This window comes from Enterobacter sp. RHBSTW-00975 (genome assembly GCF_013615235.1).
Taxonomy (GTDB): Bacteria; Pseudomonadota; Gammaproteobacteria; order Enterobacterales; family Enterobacteriaceae; genus Enterobacter; species Enterobacter ludwigii.
Genome location: NZ_CP055883.1, coordinates 3107349 through 3124585, shown reverse-complemented (window position 1 = coordinate 3124585; position 17237 = coordinate 3107349). Strand labels below are relative to the sequence as shown.

The 17237-nt window shown below is 55.5% G+C and carries 14 protein-coding genes and 1 riboswitch; of the genes, 7 read left to right on the top strand and 7 right to left on the bottom strand.

What is annotated here, in order from left to right; genetic code table 11:
- Positions 1–3 precede the first annotated feature (3 nt).
- Entirely contained in the window at positions 4–474 is a 471-nt protein-coding gene (locus HV340_RS15035; protein WP_014170878.1) for a DUF1456 family protein, read from the top strand.
- Between the two features lie 64 nt (positions 475–538).
- Here HV340_RS15035 and metG read toward each other — a convergent pair whose 3' ends face one another.
- Positions 539–2572 (bottom strand): methionine--tRNA ligase, encoded by a 2034-nt coding sequence (metG, locus tag HV340_RS15030; RefSeq protein WP_020883217.1) that lies wholly within the window; start codon positions 2570–2572, stop codon positions 539–541.
- A gap of 137 nt (positions 2573–2709) precedes the next feature.
- Here metG and apbC point away from each other — a divergent pair, with 137 nt between their 5' ends.
- Positions 2710–3819: an iron-sulfur cluster carrier protein ApbC gene (gene apbC / locus HV340_RS15025; RefSeq protein WP_020883218.1), complete on the top strand. Its 1110-nt coding sequence runs from the start codon at positions 2710–2712 to the stop codon at positions 3817–3819.
- Positions 3820–3913: 94 nt separating this feature from the next.
- On the opposite strand, the gene HV340_RS15020 is transcribed toward apbC, so the two are convergent.
- Together HV340_RS15020 and HV340_RS15015 are read right to left on the bottom strand one after the other, a co-directional pair.
- Positions 3914–4393 carry a GNAT family N-acetyltransferase gene (locus tag HV340_RS15020; RefSeq protein ID WP_032669999.1) on the bottom strand — a complete coding sequence of 160 codons (480 nt, stop codon included), beginning with the start codon at positions 4391–4393 and terminating at the stop codon, positions 3914–3916.
- Positions 4344–4676: an RcnB family protein gene (locus HV340_RS15015; RefSeq protein ID WP_008500887.1), complete on the bottom strand. Its 333-nt coding sequence runs from the start codon at positions 4674–4676 to the stop codon at positions 4344–4346. Before HV340_RS15015 ends, HV340_RS15020 begins: the two co-directional genes overlap by 50 nt.
- A 490-nt stretch (positions 4677–5166) precedes the next feature.
- Here HV340_RS15015 and HV340_RS15010 point away from each other — a divergent pair, with 490 nt between their 5' ends.
- Genes HV340_RS15010 through HV340_RS15000 form a run of 3 tightly spaced genes read left to right on the top strand, consistent with a single transcriptional unit; the run spans position 5167 to position 8953 of the window.
- Positions 5167–6306: a polysaccharide export protein gene (locus tag HV340_RS15010; RefSeq protein ID WP_040017977.1), complete on the top strand. Its 1140-nt coding sequence runs from the start codon at positions 5167–5169 to the stop codon at positions 6304–6306.
- Positions 6306–6755, top strand: a complete 450-nt coding sequence (locus tag HV340_RS15005) for a protein-tyrosine-phosphatase (RefSeq protein ID WP_020883220.1) — start codon at positions 6306–6308, stop codon at positions 6753–6755. Before HV340_RS15010 ends, HV340_RS15005 begins: the two co-directional genes overlap by 1 nt.
- Entirely contained in the window at positions 6755–8953 is a 2199-nt protein-coding gene (locus tag HV340_RS15000) for a polysaccharide biosynthesis tyrosine autokinase (RefSeq protein ID WP_040017976.1), read from the top strand. Before HV340_RS15005 ends, HV340_RS15000 begins: the two co-directional genes overlap by 1 nt.
- Here the strand turns inward: HV340_RS15000 and HV340_RS14995 are convergent.
- Positions 8950–10293 (bottom strand): NCS2 family permease, encoded by a 1344-nt coding sequence (locus tag HV340_RS14995; RefSeq protein ID WP_040017975.1) that lies wholly within the window; start codon positions 10291–10293, stop codon positions 8950–8952. The genes HV340_RS15000 and HV340_RS14995 overlap by 4 nt on opposite strands.
- Positions 10294–10313: 20 nt before the next feature.
- The gene (locus HV340_RS14990; protein ID WP_040017973.1) at positions 10314–12092 is read right to left on the bottom strand and encodes an adenine deaminase C-terminal domain-containing protein; all 1779 of its coding nucleotides are present in this window, start codon (positions 12090–12092) and stop codon (positions 10314–10316) included.
- 122 nt (positions 12093–12214) lie between these two features.
- On the opposite strand from HV340_RS14990, the gene HV340_RS14985 reads away from it, so the two are divergent.
- Positions 12215–13135 (top strand): LysR family transcriptional regulator, encoded by a 921-nt coding sequence (locus HV340_RS14985; RefSeq protein WP_160890458.1) that lies wholly within the window; start codon positions 12215–12217, stop codon positions 13133–13135.
- A gap of 70 nt (positions 13136–13205) precedes the next feature.
- Positions 13206–13721, top strand: coding sequence for a protein disulfide oxidoreductase (locus HV340_RS14980; protein ID WP_040017971.1), 516 nt, complete (start codon positions 13206–13208; stop codon positions 13719–13721).
- Positions 13722–13757: 36 nt separating this feature from the next.
- Here HV340_RS14980 and HV340_RS14975 read toward each other — a convergent pair whose 3' ends face one another.
- Both HV340_RS14975 and HV340_RS14970 read right to left on the bottom strand, forming a co-directional pair.
- Positions 13758–15224 carry an aspartate aminotransferase family protein gene (locus HV340_RS14975; RefSeq protein ID WP_040017970.1) on the bottom strand — a complete coding sequence of 489 codons (1467 nt, stop codon included), beginning with the start codon at positions 15222–15224 and terminating at the stop codon, positions 13758–13760.
- A gap of 18 nt (positions 15225–15242) precedes the next feature.
- Positions 15243–16619, bottom strand: a complete 1377-nt coding sequence (locus HV340_RS14970) for a diaminobutyrate--2-oxoglutarate transaminase (protein WP_014170865.1) — start codon at positions 16617–16619, stop codon at positions 15243–15245.
- A 493-nt stretch (positions 16620–17112) separates the two neighbouring features.
- Positions 17113–17210: riboswitch (TPP riboswitch) on the top strand.
- Positions 17211–17237: the final 27 nt, after the last annotated feature.

Below are 17237 nucleotides of genomic sequence, written 5' to 3'. Positions count from 1 at the left end.
CCCATGCTCAGTAATGATATTCTCCGTAGCCTGCGCTACACCCTGAAAGCAAACAATAACGATATGGTGCGCATTCTTGCGCTTGCTGGCATGGAGTCCACCTCTGCCGGTTTCGACACCTGGATGACAAAAGAGGATGAAGAGGGGTTTGTTCGCTGCCCTGACATTATCCTGTCTGGCTTCCTGAACGGCCTCATCTACGACAAGCGCGGGAAAGATGACTCAGCACCAGAACTGGCGCTTGAGCGTCGGGTGAATAACAACACGGTGCTGAAAAAGCTGCGTATCGCGTTTTCACTGAAAACAGACGACATTCTGGCGATTATGACAGAGCAGAAGCACCGCGTGTCGATGCCGGAGATCACCGCCATGATGCGTGCGCCGGACCATAAGAACTACCGCGAGTGCGGCGACCAGTTTTTGCGTTATTTTTTACGCGGACTGACTCACCGGGTGCATCACGCTAAGCCGTGAGTGGTACCAGGGCGTGAAGGATGAAGAGGCAAAAAAAAGCCGGAGATTATCTCCGGCTTTTTTATTATTTCACCTGCTGACCTGGTTTGGCGCCTTCATCAGGGCTTAACAGGAAGATATCTTTCCCGCCAGGACCTGCCGCCATCACCATGCCTTCCGAGATGCCGAAGCGCATTTTGCGCGGTGCCAGGTTGGCGACCATCACGGTCTGACGACCAATCAGCACCTGCGGATCAGGATAGGCAGAACGGATTCCGGAGAAGACGTTACGCTTCTCACCGCCCAGATCCAGCGTCAGGCGCAGCAGTTTGTCCGAGCCTTCGACAAATTCCGCGTTTTCAATCAGCGCGACACGCAGATCGACTTTGGCGAAATCATCAAAGGTAATGGTCTCCTGAATCGGATCGTCTGCCAGCGGGCCGGTCACCGGCGCAGCGGCAGCCTTCACCTCTTCTTTAGACGCTTCCACCAGGGATTCTACCTGCTTCATCTCGATGCGGTTGTACAGCGCCTTGAAGGTATTCACCTTGTGACCGAGCAGCGGCTGCTGGATAGCATCCCAGGTCAGCTCGGTGTTGAGGAACGCTTCAGCGCGGGAGGCCAGCTGTGGCAGTACCGGCTTCAGCCAGGTCATCAGCACGCGGAACATGTTCAGGCCCATGGTGCAGATCGCCTGCAGGTCGGCGTCACGGCCTTCCTGTTTCGCGACAACCCACGGTGCCTGCTCGTCAACGTAGCGGTTAGCCACGTCAGCCAGCGCCATGATTTCACGAATCGCTTTACCGAACTCACGGCTTTCCCAGGCTTCGCCAACCGCCGCGGCGGCGTCGGTGAAGGTTTTGTACAGCTCAGGATCGGCCAGTTCGGCAGACAGCACGCCGTCGAAACGCTTGGCGATAAAGCCCGCGTTACGGGAAGCCAGGTTGACGACTTTGTTGACGATGTCGGCGTTCACGCGCTGCACGAAATCTTCCAGGTTCAGGTCGATATCGTCGATACGGGAAGAGAGCTTCGCCGTGTAGTAATAACGCAGGCTGTCCGCGTCGAAGTGGTTCAGCCAGGTGCTGGCTTTGATGAACGTACCGCGAGATTTGGACATCTTCGCGCCGTTGACCGTCACATAGCCGTGCACAAACAGGTTGGTTGGTTTACGGAAGTTACTGCCTTCCAGCATCGCCGGCCAGAACAGGCTGTGGAAGTAAACAATGTCTTTGCCGATAAAGTGATACAGCTCGGCGTCGGAATCTTTCTTCCAGTATTCGTCAAAGCTGACGGTGTCGCCGCGCTTGTCGCACAGGTTCTTGAAGGAACCCATGTACCCGATTGGCGCATCCAGCCAGACGTAGAAGTATTTACCCGGTGCGTTCGGAATTTCGAAACCGAAGTACGGTGCATCGCGGGAGATATCCCACTGCTGCAGACCGGATTCGAACCACTCCTGCATTTTATTCGCGACCTGCTCCTGCAGCGCGCCGCTGCGGGTCCACGCCTGCAGCATTTCGCTGAAGGACGGCAGGTCGAAGAAGAAGTGCTCGGAATCACGCATTACCGGTGTGGCACCCGAAACAACAGATTTCGGATCGATAAGCTCGGTCGGGCTGTAGGTTGCGCCGCACACTTCGCAGTTATCGCCATACTGATCCGGTGATTTACATTTCGGGCAGGTACCTTTGACAAAGCGGTCCGGGAGGAACATGCCTTTTTCCGGATCGTACAGCTGAGAGATGGTGCGGTTTTTAATAAAACCGTTCTCTTTCAGGCGAGAGTAGATCAGCTCCGACAGCTCACGGTTTTCGTCGCTGTGCGTGGAGTGATAGTTGTCATAGCTGATGTCAAAGCCTGCAAAATCGGTCTGATGCTCCTGACTCATTTCGGCAATCATCTGCTCTGGGGAGATCCCCAACTGCTGCGCTTTCAGCATGATCGGCGTGCCGTGGGCATCGTCCGCGCAGATGAAGTTAACCTCGTGGCCGCGCATTCGCTGGTAACGGACCCAGACATCAGCCTGGATATGCTCCAGCATGTGGCCGAGGTGGATTGAGCCGTTGGCGTACGGCAGTGCGCACGTTACCAGAATTTTCTTCGCGACTTGAGTCATAGTAGGCATTACTTCTTTTAACTGTGAAAAGGGTTTTTGATATTACCAAAAGGGGCATTATTAAGTAAGCACAAACCACGGCCTTTCAGGTAAACTTGTTCATCTAAGGTCTTATTCACAAGAACAAAGGAGTCGGGATGAGTTCTCAATCCCAGGCCAAATCACCGGAAGCCTTAAGAGCAATGGTCGCCGGGACGCTGGCTAACTTTCAGCATCCAACCCTGAAGCACAATCTCACCACGCTGAAAGCGTTACACCATGTCGCATGGCTGGACGATACGCTGCATATTGAGCTGCAGATGCCCTTCGTCTGGACCAGCGCGTTCGACGCGCTGAAAGAGCAAACCAGCTCTGAGCTGCTGCGCATTACCGGCGCGAAAGCCATTGACTGGAAGCTGACCCACAGCATCGCCACCCTCAAGCGTGTGAAAAACCACCCGGGCGTGAACGGCGTGAAAAACATCATTGCCGTCAGTTCAGGCAAGGGTGGGGTGGGTAAATCCTCCACGGCGGTAAACCTGGCGCTCGCGCTGGCAGCCGAAGGGGCGAAAGTCGGTATTCTGGACGCCGATATTTACGGACCGTCTGTGCCTAACATGCTGGGCGCGGAAAACCAGCGCCCAACCTCGCCGGATGGCACGCACATGGCACCGATCATGGCCCATGGTCTGGCAACCAACTCCATTGGTTATCTGGTGACTGACGATAACGCCATGGTGTGGCGTGGCCCGATGGCCAGCAAAGCGCTGATGCAGATGCTGCAGGAGACAATGTGGCCCGATCTGGATTATCTGGTGCTGGATATGCCGCCGGGCACCGGTGACATTCAACTGACGCTGGCGCAAAACATTCCGGTCACGGGAGCGGTCGTGGTGACCACCCCGCAGGACATCGCGCTGATCGACGCCAAAAAAGGCATCGTGATGTTCGAGAAAGTGGACGTGCCGGTGCTGGGTATTGTCGAGAACATGAGCATGCATATCTGCAGCAACTGCGGACACCATGAGCCTATCTTTGGCACCGGTGGGGCAGAAAAACTGGCTGCGCAGTATCACACCCAACTGCTTGGGCAGATGCCGCTGCACATCTCGCTGCGTGAAGATCTGGACAGCGGGAAGCCGACGGTCGTCAGCCGTCCGGACAGCGAATTTGCAGAGATGTATCGACAGCTGGCGGGGCGCGTTGCGGCGCAGCTTTACTGGCAGGGCGAAGTCATCCCGAGTGAAATTGCGTTTCGCGCGGTGTGAGTGCTTTAGTCTGAATTGCCGGGCGGCGTTTGCGCCTGACCCGGCCTACGGAAATAACGTGTTGTAGGCCGGCTCAGCGAAGCGTCACCCGCGTTTAACGCTGTACGTAATGCATTAAAAAGTACTCACCTTCCGGCGAGTCACCCTTCGCTTCAATATGCCAGCCGTGGCGCTGGTAAAAGGCAACAGCCCGGTCATTCTTTACCAGACACTTCAGCGAACCCGTACTGGTGAACGCGTTTTGCACCTGTTCAAGGAGCAAATGACCGACGCCCAGACCTTGATACTGCGGATCGACAAACAGATTATGCAGGAAATTGTCGTTCGTCCACACCGAAGCAAAACCCAGTCGATGCCCGTCCTGAACGGCCACCCAAATCACTTCGTCGCGGGTTGCCGCGTCAAAGTCTTCAAGCTGCCACTCGGAACCGTCCAGCCATGGCCAGGCCTCGCGCCGCGCGTGGAGATAGAGTGTTCGCAAAAAGGGGCGATCGCTCTCCTGCCAGGGCCGAATTAAAATGTCATTAGCGGTGATAGAAGATATCTCCATTGTAGGCTTTGTAGATTTTGCCATCTGCATCGCCAATCAGGACGTAGTTCTCGCCCATATAGGTCCAGTGGGTACCCGCATCCGGGGCCGGCAGGTTACGCAGCTGGTACTGTTTAATGGTGTACTCAGGCGTTTGATACTGCGCCGGTGCGGTGTCGCCAATCTTGAATTTGGTGAAATCAGCGATGAACTCTTGTTCCTCATAGGCTTTAATGCCTGATGGCGCAGCGGCGGTTTGCGGGGCAGAAAACGCGGAACCCGCCAGAGACAGTAATACACCCAGAAGCAGCAATTTACGCTTAGCCATTTTTTCTCCAGTGATATCGTTACAGATACTTTTCGTCTGCGGGTTCATGGAACGCGAGGCAGACAGTCCATTTTAAGTACCAAAGCATGGTGTGTTTGAAAAAAAATGTAACAAAAGTGGACGGTTTTGTGTAGTCGTAATGACGCGCGCAGTATCACTACAGTCAATATCTCCCGAATTTGATATTTCCAATATTTATTATTTCATTAATCAATTCTGAAAATACCTTCTCACTTCGCAAATGGACTGTTCAACGCATGCTTTCCCACGTAAGAACATTTAATATCGCCTCCGTATGACATCAATCTCTTTCCATTTTTTTCAAAAGAATGGGAACGATTTTGCTTTTTTTATCGCCAGGAAGGGAAACGTTGTCTGTTTTTTGTAATACGTCCGCTAAAACAATAACCCGTTGAAAATTTTAATGTAAATGAATTTATTTTTTATCTGTTTAACAACAAACACAACAATAAAAGAACTTTTTATATAAATGAAAAATACAATGCTATTTTCACTTTTATTTCTTTCAGTCGGCCAGTTAACTGGTTGCGTATTTTCGCCAGGTCAGGATCTCAGCATTACCGGGAAAAAAGTCATGACTGACGGAGAAACAAATTATCAGCTCGATCAACACGTGGAAATTTATCCCCTGACCCCGGCGCTCATTGAAAGATTGCGACCGCCTGTCCTCAAATCTCAGGCAAATCCTACTCTGGATGAGCAGGTTAAAAACTGGGAATACCGCATAGGCACCGGCGACATCCTGACGGTCACCGTCTGGGATCATCCGGAATTAACCACGCCCGCAGGGCAGTATCGTACCGCGAGTGACGCGGGTAACTGGGTGAATGCGGATGGAACGCTCTTCTACCCCTACGTCGGAAAACTGCATGTTGCAGGCAAAACGGTCGCGCAGGTGCGTGAAGCAATCACCGCGCAACTGGAGAAGGTTATTGAGAGCCCGCAGGTGGATGTCAGCGTGGCGTCTTTCCGCTCACAAAAAGCCTATGTGACAGGAGAGGTGGCAAAATCAGGCCAGCAACCGATAACCAATATCCCGTTGACGGTAATGGACGCGGTCAACGCCGCAGGTGGGCTTTCAGCGGATGCCGACTGGCGTAACGTGGTCCTCACGCATAATGGCCAGGACGCGCGCCTTTCGCTCTATGCGCTGATGCAGCACGGTGATTTAAGCCAGAATAAGCTGCTGTATCCGGGCGATATCCTCTTTGTTCCGCGTAACGATGCCTTAAAAGTGTTCGTGATGGGCGAGGTGGTGAAGCAGAGCACGCTGAAGATGGATCGTAGCGGAATGACCCTGGCGGAAGCCCTGGGGAATGCAGGCGGGCTGGATCAGAATATGGCCGATGCAACCGGGATTTTTGTTATTCGTTCGGTAGCGAAAAAAGGGGCGACGGACAAAATTGCCAATATCTATCAGCTCAATGCGAAGGATGCCTCCGCGATGGTACTGGGGACGGAATTCCAGCTGGAACCGTATGACATTGTCTACGTCACCACCGCGCCGTTGTCACGCTGGAATCGCGTGATCACACAGCTGGTACCCACCATCAGCGGTGTCCATGACCTGACCGAAACCGTCCGCTTCATCCGTTCATGGCCGCAATAATGTTCAACTCAATCTTAGTGGTTTGCACCGGCAATATTTGCCGTTCGCCGATGGGGGAGCGGCTGTTGCGACAACAGCTGCCCGGCAGACTTGTGACATCGGCTGGGATTTACGGATTTGAAGGACGCCCGGCGGATGCAACTGCACGGGAGGTGGCCCGGTGTTACGGCGTTTCGCTGGAGGGGCACGTGGCACGCAAGATGACGCGCAGCATGTTGCAAACTTCCGATTTAATTCTGGTGATGGAGCCGGAGCACCTGCGTTTTATTGCCGCTGTGTCGCCCGAATGTCGCGGAAAATCGCTGCTGTTTGGCCAATGGCTGGAAAACAGGGACATTCCCGATCCTTACCGCAAAAGTCGTGAAGCGTTTGAATATGTTTTCGGGCAGCTGGTAAAAGCCAGTCAGGAATGGGCTCGTCGTGTGGGTCAAAAAGGAATGAAGCGTTAATGTCTTCTCATACATCAGACAAATACGGTGCTGCCGCACCGCACAGTAATGAAATCGATCTTATGCAGCTACTTGCTGAGATGATTGATCACCGCATGCTAATCGGGCTGGTCACGCTCCTGTTTACGGTGTGCGCGGGGCTCTACGCGTTTAGCGCCACGCCGGTCTACCAGGCGGATGCCCTGGTACAAATAGAAGCAAAGCAGGACAACTCGTTGCTTAAAAGCTTAAGCCAGTTTGGGTCTGACCTTTCACCCGACGCTGAACCTGAACTGTTGCTGCTTAAATCGCGCATGATCCTGGGGGGAACCGTTGATAATCTGGGGCTGACATATCAGGTAACACAGCGCGTTCTCCCGGTTGTGGGGCGCCTCTGGGAACGTCTACGCGGCAGCAAACCGGGCAACATGACGATAGGTGAGCTTACCCTGCCCCAGCAGGAGGGGAAACCGCAAGCGGTTGTCCTGACCGTGCTGGGGCAGGGCCGGTATCGTCTGGAAGGGGAGACGCTTAAGGCTGACGGTAGGGTTGGCAAACGGCTGGTGAAAGACGGGATCACGCTTCTGGTGACCTCGCTCAGCGCGGAGCCGGGGACCCAATTTACCCTTCAAGCCTTTACCAGGCTTGAGGCAATTAACGCGCTGCAGAAGAGACTTTTTGTCGCGGAATCCGGTAAACAGAGCGGTATGATCACCCTGACGCTGACGGGTGAAGACCCGGACAGGATAGCGGTGGTGCTCAATACGATTGCAGAAAATTATCTCAGCCAGAATATTGCGCGCCAGGAGGCACAGGATTCCCGAAGTCTGGCGTTTTTGCAGGAGCAGTTACCTAAGGTCCGTCACGAACTGGATGAGGCCGAAGCACGACTGAATGCCTATCGGGCGCAGCGCGATTCCGTCGACTTATCCCTTGAGGCGAAGTCCGTACTGGATCAGGTCGTTAACGTGGAAAATCAGCTCAACGAACTGACCTTTCGTGAGGCAGAGGTTTCTCAGCTTTTCAAAAAGGATCACCCGACCTATCGCGCATTACGGGAGAAGCGACAAACGCTCGAAGAGGGACGCGCGCGCCTGAACAGCCGGGTTTCATCTATGCCTTCTACCCAGCAGGAAGTGTTGCGCCTGAGCCGTGATGTTGAGTCCGGGCGTACCATTTACCTGCAGCTGCTGACACGCCAACAGGAACTGAACATTTCACGCTCCAGCGCCATCGGCAACGTGCGGATCATTGATACCGCGGTTACGCAACCTGAGCCAATAAAGCCCCGTAAAGCGCTTATTATTCTGCCTGGCGTGCTGCTAGGGCTGATGGTCTCCATGGGTTGGGTGTTGGTTCGTACTGCCTGTCGGCGAGGGATCACCTCGTCAGAGCAAATAGAAGAGCAGGGGATGCCGGTTCTGGCGACGCTGCCGCGCTCGGTCTGGCTGTGGAAAAAAACGCATTTGCGCCGAAAGCACTTTTTGGCGCCCCACGGGAAACACAAAACTTCGGATATCCCCTTCCTGCCCACAGACCGGCCAGCGGATATGTTTGTTGAAGCGATGCGCGGACTGCGTACCAGCCTGCACTTCACGATGATGGACGCCTCAAACCAGATCGTGGTGATTACGGGCCCCACGCAGAATTGCGGCAAAACGCTGGTCAGCACGTCACTGGCATCAATAGCGGCTCAGGCCGGAAAACGGGTGCTCTTTATCGATGCGGATATGCGTAAAGGCTATGTGCATAATCTCTTTAAGCTGAACAACCATCACGGATTATCCGCTGTCCTTGAGGGAAATGTGGCGTGGCAGGAGGCGATCCAGCGCGTTGATAAGGCGGGATTTGATGTTCTGACCTGCGGTCCTCAGCCGTTACGTCCCGCGGAGCTGCTCATGGGAGAACGCTTCCAGGAGGTGATGTCGGGGATGAACGCACACTATGACGTTGTTATCGTTGATACACCGCCGGTGCTGGCCGTGACCGATGCGGTGCTGATTGCCAGAGTGGCCGCAACCACGTTACTGGTTGCCCGCTTTGGTAAAACCAACGTGAAAGAGACGGAAAACTGTGTAAAGCGTCTGCAGCAGATGGGTGTGCAGGTGAACGGTGCCATTCTCAATGATATCGTGAAATCTGCGGCGCTGTATTACAGCGCGGGGTATAGCCATTTCGACTACGGCTATACCCCGAAGGAAAAGAGGCGTGAGGGTTAGTGCTTCACCAGCGTGGCGAAGTAATACACCAGGGGAATGGCGAGGATCCAAAGACCGACGGGGATATCGCGCCATTTCCCGGCAATCGCTTTGATAACGATATAAAACAGCAGCCCGCCCGCAATACCGGTCCCGAAACTGTTGGCAATCAGCGTAATCATCACCATCATCAACACCGGCAAGCCGTCGGTGAAGTTCGCCAGATCAACCTTACGTAAACCGCTAAACATATTCAGCCCGATGAGGATCAGGGCGGGCGCCGTGGCTTCTTTCGGGATCATCAGCGCCACAGGGGTAAACAGCAGCATCAGCAGGAACATTACCGCCGCGGCCAGCGCGGTCATGCCGGTTTTGCCGCCGGCTTCCGCGGCTGCGGACGATTCAATCAGCGCCGTGGCGGCAGGAATGCCTACCCACGGGCCAATCGCGGCGGCAATGGAGTCCACCATAAACGGGCGGTTAATGTTTGGCATATTGCCTTCTTCATCCAGCAGCCCTGCTTCCCCGCCCACCGCCAGCGTTGTTCCCATGGTGGAGAAAAACTCGGAGGCGAAGAAGACAAACAGGAATGGCAGAAAGGCAATATTCAGCGCGCCCAGCATATCGACATGCCCGAGGACGGGAGCGATGGAATGGGGCACATCGATAAAACTGGCGGGTAATTTCGTGACGCCCATCGGAATACCCACGAGGGTCGCGAGCAGGATAGCCCACAGGATCGCACCCGGAATACGACGAGCCTGCAGGCCGATAGCCAGGAACAGGCCGAGCAACGCCACCAGCGCACCGGGTGATAAAAAATCTCCCAGCATCAGTGCGTTCGTTTTGGCATTCGCCAGCACCAGCCCGGCGTTGCGGAAACCGAGTACGGCGACAAACAGCCCGATGGAGGCCGTCAGCCCCAGCTTGATGGACTGCGGCACCGAGCGGGTCACCACTTCACGCAGGCCAAACCGGGTCAGCAGGAAGAATAAAATCCCCGACCAGCAGGCGATACCCAGACCAATTTGCCAGCCAATGCCTTCACTGCCCGCAAGCGTCACCCCGACCAGCACCGAGCCACCAATTCCTGGCCCGACGATAAACGGCAGGTTGGCGTAAAACGCCATCAGCAGCGTCCCGGCAACGAAGACCAGAATGGTGCCCGTGGTCGCGGCGCCTTTGTCCATTCCTCCCACGGCCAGCAGCCCCGGGATCACCACCAGCAAATAGGCGGCGGCGAGAAAACCGGTGATACCCGCCAGGCACTCGGTGCGCACGGTGCTCCCGCGTGCACCGAGTGCAAAACGACGTTCAAGCCAGCGCCCTGGTGCTGGCGAATTCACGGTATTGTCGGCCATTATCCGGCTCTCCTTCGGTATTATTGTGTGTTGTCCGGGGTTTCCCGGTAAGAAATCAGCGGATCGACAATCTGGCGCGTGCTGCCATCGGTCAGTCCAAGATCGGTCAAATGTGGCCCGGCATTACAGGCAAGGCAGGTTCCTTCGATGGCCTTAAAGACACGATACGGCGGTTCCCAGTCGGCAATCAGACTGCTGCGATCGCGCAGCGTCCTGAACTGCAGCGCCAGCTCGGCAGGTGGCAGTTCCGACAGCATGCCCGCAATCGGCATGGCAACGTGGGCAATCACGTCACCCTGTTGCGCCAGCGCCATGCCACCACCGCTGTTGATAAGCGTATTGGCAGCCAGCGCCATATCGTTCGGATCGCGGCCCAGAACCACCAGGTTGTGAGAGTCGTGCGAGTAGCTGGTGGCAATCGCCCCACGCAGTTCCCCCCAGCCTTCAAGCAGGGCAATTTGCGGTTTTGCTGCATGACGGGCATGGCGATGCTGAACCCAGATCAGGCTAAAACCGTCCGGGATCTGCACGCACCCGTTGCGCACCTGCACATCTGTTTCACCCCAGCGGGTAAAGCGCGCGCCGCAGATGTGGCGCAAGCGAGCCACGCCATGGTTCGCGTTGCCAATACGCATGCAAAAATCATCAGCGGTCAGGGCAGACAACCGTACGGTATCACGCGGCAACGTAAGAGGCGTATCAGCAACGGGTTCGAGCGTTGCCCCGTCCCGGGCAATCAGCTTTCCGGCGACGTAGACCTGGCGCGCCGTCAGTTTATCCAGCGAGTCAAACACCACCAGATCCGCGCGACGCCCGGCGGCAATCAGCCCCAGGTCGTTACGCTGCAGGCGAATGGCCGCATTGAGCGTTGCAAAACGCAGTGCGTCGGTGGCCGCTAATCCATGTTCAATCAGCAGGTTCAGCAGCGCGATAATCCCGCCTTTTTCCATGAGGATGTCTGGCGGAACATCATCGGTGCAAACCGTGATGTGAGACGAAAGATGGGGGAGCGTTTTCAGGGCGCTGACAATATCGGGCAGCAGATAAGGGTGCGAACCGCGGATCTCCAGCGTCAGCCCGGCACGCAGTTTTTCCAGCGCATCGTCAGCCGACGTTAACTCATGGTCAGAAGTCACGCCTGCTGCCAGATAAGCCTGTAAATCCGCACCGCTGAGACCGCGGGCATGGCCTTCAATCAGCTTTCCGCTGTCGAGTCCGGCCTGCATAATTTCAAGCATACGCTGGCTGCCATTAAGCACCCCGTGCATGTCCATCACTTCAGCCACACCGCGCACTTCCGGCCAGCCGAGCAGGGTGTTCATCTCGTCTCCGGCAAAATCCGCCCCGGACATTTCCAGGCCGGGCGTTGAGGGCACGCTTGAAGGCGCGGCGACCATCACCTGCAGCGGCAGATTGCGGCTGGCCTCAATGGCAAAACGGACGCCGTCAATGCCCAGCACGTTGGCCAGTTCATGCGGATCCCAGAAGACCGCCGTGGTGCCCTGTGCAAGCACAATCTCCGCGTAGCGGGCGGGCATAAGATGGGAGCTTTCAAGGTGGACGTGGGTATCCATCAGCCCTGGCGACAGAAACTGGTTGTTCAGCGCGTGGGTCTCATGTGCGTCGTTGCGGCTGCCGCGCGGATGGACGCTGGCAATCAGTGATCCCACGATACCGACATCCGCTTCGCGGATCTCCCCGGTGACCATATCCACAATACGGGTATCGGTGAGCAGCAGGTCAAAGGGCATTTCGCCTCGTGCAGCCTGAACGGCGCGGCGTCGGGTTTCAGCAGTCATGCAATTAACAGTTCCAGCATCAAAATAATGACGCTACTCTATGCACACGGCAAACGTTTGCCCAGCTGATAAAATTTATCGCCCGATAACCCCGGGTTATTCTGTGACGCGTGTAATGGATAATCATGACGGAACCCTGGCAGCGCTTGCCCGCGCTCTCTCTTCGACAGCTACAGTATTTTGTCACTCTGGCGCAGCTGCGTCATTTTACTGATACCGCCAGCAAACTGGCTATCAGCCAGCCGGCGCTCAGCAGTGCGTTGCGGCAAATCGAGACGGTGCTTGGGGGCAAACTGGTTAACCGGACCGCCTCGGCCGTGACGTTGACGGAGCTTGGCAATGCCATCCTGCCGCACGCGCAGCGGGTGCTCAGCGTGGCGCAGCTTGCGTTTGACGACATGCAGCACATTGTTCAGGCGGGCGGAGAAGGTACGGTGCGTATCGGGCTGATCCCTTCCGTGAGTTCGCTGCTGTTCCCCTTGTTGCCCCGAACGCTCGCGCAGGCTTTTCCCCGCCTCAGGGTGGAATTTCACGATCAAACCAACGATGCGCTGGTGGCCCAGCTGCTGAAAGGGCAGATTGATTTCGGCATTGGTGCGCTCGATAACTCGGTTCCCGACCAGCTGAACGTGTTTCCCTTACAGGATGACCCGTTTGTCGCGGTCATTCACAGCGACGATCCGCTGGCCGCGTCGGCGCACCTGCCCTGGAAGCAACTGGCAGGGCGGGATATCGCCGTGTTCTCAAAAGGTAATATTCAGCGTCTGGTTGCGGCGCTCGCGGAAAGCCACCGTTTGTCGTTGCCGACACGCTATCAGGTGGACTACATCGAAACTTTGTATGGTCTGGTGCGCTCGAAACTCGCCGTGGCGATTTTACCGCAGCTCTATACCACGCACCTCCAGGACCCGCAGCTCAGGGTGGTACATCTTCAACAACCGGCCCTGGCCCGCACGGTGGCGTTAATGCGCGCCCCGCAGCCGCTTCCTCCGCTTATCGAATCCTGCTTTACGCTGATGGCCGACACGTTGCGAACGAAATGACCCGACACTTCTTTACAGCGTGATGGCGCATTGCTCGCTAAGATGACCGTCGATTCATCAAGAGGTCACAATGGAAAACCGCAAATTCAGTCGACTGCGCCGCTGGGCGCGGGAAGGAATCATCTTCTTTCTGCTCGCGCTGGCCGTAATGTGGGGCGTGGATCAATACCGCAAGCCCACACTCCCCGCCAGCTTTAGCGCTGCACCGATGCACAGCATCGACGGAAAGAGCCACGATATAACGGCACTCAGCCAGGAACGCCCGCTGCTGATATACGTATGGGCAACCTGGTGCAGCATCTGCCGGTTTACGACGCCCTCGGTCAATACGCTGGCAGAACAGGGTGGCAACGTCGTGAGTATCGCCATGCGTTCCGGCGACGATGCAAAGCTGGCGCGCTGGGTCGACAAGAAACACCTGGTCATGCCGGTGGTTAACGATGCCAACGGTGCGCTGTCGCAGGCGTGGCAGGTGAGCGTAACACCGACGCTGGTGATCGTGTCGAAGGGGAAAGTGGTCAGTACTACTACGGGGTGGACAAGTTACTGGGGAATGAAGCTCAGACTGTGGTGGGCAGGGCTGTAAAGAGAGCCCCTCTTCCGGCGGAAGAGGGGCTGGATATTACTTCGCCAGAACTTCCTGTGCGGTACGCTCAACCAGCGACAGCAGGACTTTAATGTCCTCCAGGGTCACGGTTGGGTTCAGCAGAGTCAGCTTCAGGCAGGTGACGCCGTTATGCTCGGTCACGCCGACGTTAGCACGGCCGGATTCCAGCAGCGCATCACCAATTTTCTGGTTCAGCAGGGCGATACCCGCGTTGTCCATCTGTACCTGTCCACGGAAGCGGAACAGTACGCTTGCCAGCTGCGGCTGCATAACCAGTTCCAGAGCAGGCTGCTCTTTCACGTAAGCCGCAACCTGCTGTGCCAGCGTAACACCGTGATCGATGATCGCCGCGTATTGTTCCTGACCCAGCGCTTCCAGGCTCATCCACAGCTTCAGCGCGTCGAAACGACGGGTCGTCTGCAGAGATTTGGACACCAGGTTAGGCACGCCAGCTTCTTCATCGAACTCAGAGTTCAGATAGGCCGCCTGATAGCGCATCAGCTCATAGTGGCGCGCTTCTTTGAGCAGGAACGCACCGCAGCTGATGGTCTGGAAGAACTGCTTGTGGAAGTCCAGAGTAACGGAATCCACCAGCTCGATACCGTCCAGATAGTGACGATACTGCTCGGACATCAGCAGCGCGCCGCCCCAGGCCGCATCAACGTGTACCCAGATATTCTGTTTCGCCGCCAGTTCAGCAATGGCACGCAGCGGATCGATTGCACCTGCATCGGTAGTACCGGCAGTAGCAACAATCGCCAGGATCTGCTCGCCATTAGCATTGCACTGCTCAATTTTCGCTGCCAGATCGTTGAGATCCATGCGCGAGAATTCATCCGTTTTCACCTGCACGACGGACTGGTAGCCCAGACCCATCAGCGCCATGTTCTTCTGCACGGAGAAGTGTGCGTTTTCAGAGCACAGCACGCGGATTTTACGCAGATCGCCAACCAGGCCGTCCTGCTGAACGGAATGACCCTGACGCGCGAAGAACGCATCACGGGCCAGCATCAGACCCATCAGGTTGCTCTGCGTGCCGCCGCTGGTGAACACACCGGCGTCGCCAGCCTGATAACCCACGCGGGTACGCAGCCATTCGATCAGCTTGATCTCAATGATGGTTGCGGACGGGCTTTGATCCCAGGAGTCCATGCTCTGGTTAGTGGCGTTAATCAGTACTTCCGCCGCCTGGCTAACCACCAGGCTTGGGCAGTGCAGGTGCGCCACACACTGCGGGTGATGAACGGACAGGCTGTCTTTCAGGAAGAACTCCACGGCGCGTTCAATCGCCGCTTCGTTGCCCAGCCCTTTCGGGTTGAAATCCAGCTTAATACGGTCGCGCAGTTCCGCGACCGTTTTGCCCTGATACATCTCAGGCTGTTTCAGCCACTGCATCACAGCCTGAGTGCTTTGTTCAATCGCCTGCTGGTAAGCTTCAATGCTCTGCGCAGAGGAGAACAAAATTGGGTTTGAATCTGACATCGTGTTCAACAACTCCGGTTACGCCGGGCGAACGCCCGCAGCAAGCAGCGCCTGCTCGAATTTATCCAGGAAGACTTTCAGCTCATCATCGCTGATCAGCAGGGAAGGCAGCAGACGCAGAACAATACCGTTGCGACCACCGCGCTCCAGAATCAGGCCGGCTTCGAAGCACTTCTTCTGAATCAGTGCAGACAGCTCGCCATCACCCGGGTAGCAACCCATGTGGTCTGCCGCTTCGTGTGGCTTAACGATCTCAATCCCGATCATCATGCCCAGGCCGCGAACGTGACCGATAACCGGATAGCGTTTCGCCATCTCGTTCAGCTGGCCTTTCAGCCATTCGCCCTGTGCGGCCACTTTGCCCGCGATGTTCTGGTCTTTCAGGATTTTCAGCGTTGTCAGACCGGTTGCCATTGCCAGCTGGTTGCCGCGGAAGGTACCGGTGTGGTGGCCCGGTGCCCACGCATCGAACTGTTTTTTGATGCCGAGTACCGCCAGTGGCAGACCGCCGCCAACCGCTTTAGACATCACGATGATGTCTGGCTCAATGCCCGCATGTTCGAAGGCGAAGAATTTACCGGTACGGGCAAAGCCAGCCTGAACTTCGTCGAGGATCAGCAGAATGCCGTGTTCCTGAGTCACTTTACGGATGCGCTGCAGCCACTCAACCGGAGCCGGGTTCACGCCGCCTTCACCCTGAACGGCTTCAAGGATCACTGCCGCAGGTTTACGCACGCCGCTTTCAACGTCGTTGATCAGGTTTTCGAAATAGTAGGTCAGCGCTTTCACACCCGCCTCACCGCCGATACCCAGTGGGCAACGGTACTGGTGTGGGTAAGGCATAAACTGCACTTCTGGCATCATACCGTTAACCGCTTCTTTCGGAGACAGGTTGCCGGTAACGGCCAGTGCGCCGTGAGTCATACCGTGGTAACCACCAGAGAAGCTGATGATACCGCTACGACCGGTCACTTTTTTCGCCAGTTTCAGCGCCGCTTCAACGGCATCAGCACCGGATGGACCGGTGAACTGCAGGCAGTACTCTTTGCCCTGACCAGGCAGCAGAGAGAGCAGATATTCTGAGAACGCGTCTTTCAGAGGCGTAGTCAGATCCAGAGTATGTAACGGCAAGCCGCTGGTAATGACATTTTGGATGCTTTTCAGCACATCAGGATGGTTATGTCCAAGCGCAAGGGTGCCTGCGCCTGCTAAACAGTCAAGGTATTCTTTATTGTCTGCATCGGTGATCCACACGCCTTCTGCTTTAGTGATTGCTAAAGGCAGTTTGCGCGGATAACTCCTGACGTTAGATTCAAACTCGGCCTGACGGGCCAGATAGGTTTCGTTGCTTTTGTGGGCATCTACGGTGTCAATACGGACTTTATCCGTCATCATATCACTCCTACAACCGCCGCTTCGTTATGAGCAACGATTGAATAAAAAGTTAAAAAACAGATGGGGGCCTGAAAAAAACGCCGCCAATATAGAGCCTTTTGTCACGAGGCTCAATGGTTAATTTGTTTACTGTTTTATGACATGCGGTACGGGGGAGGGAATATCCTCATTTTAAGAATAAAAATTGCGCTTTATGCCAAACAAAAACAGCCAGTTACGCGTATTTTGTCAGGACTGTAAAAAGAGAGGAAAGTGTGTGACAAATCGTGCCATTGAGGGACGTTAAGGGGGGCAGATAGCCCCTTTAAGCGCATTATCTCGACATTACCTGCAAAATACCGGGGTCACGACAGGTTGTTTTTATTCCCGGACATAGCGGTTACAGGCTTCTCATTACATCTGATTGGTATAACAAAATCATGAAAGCGAGAAATCAACAGGCCTTGCATCACTGGTACTCTTCCCCTAATCTGCCAAATGTAAGTGAATTCTTACCAATGACTCGGGGTGCCCTTCTTAAATGAAGGCTGAGAAATACCCGTATTACCTGATCTGGATAATGCCAGCGTAGGGAAGTCAGATGCCTTTCCGGTCATCGCTTCTTCACGCACGGCAGGA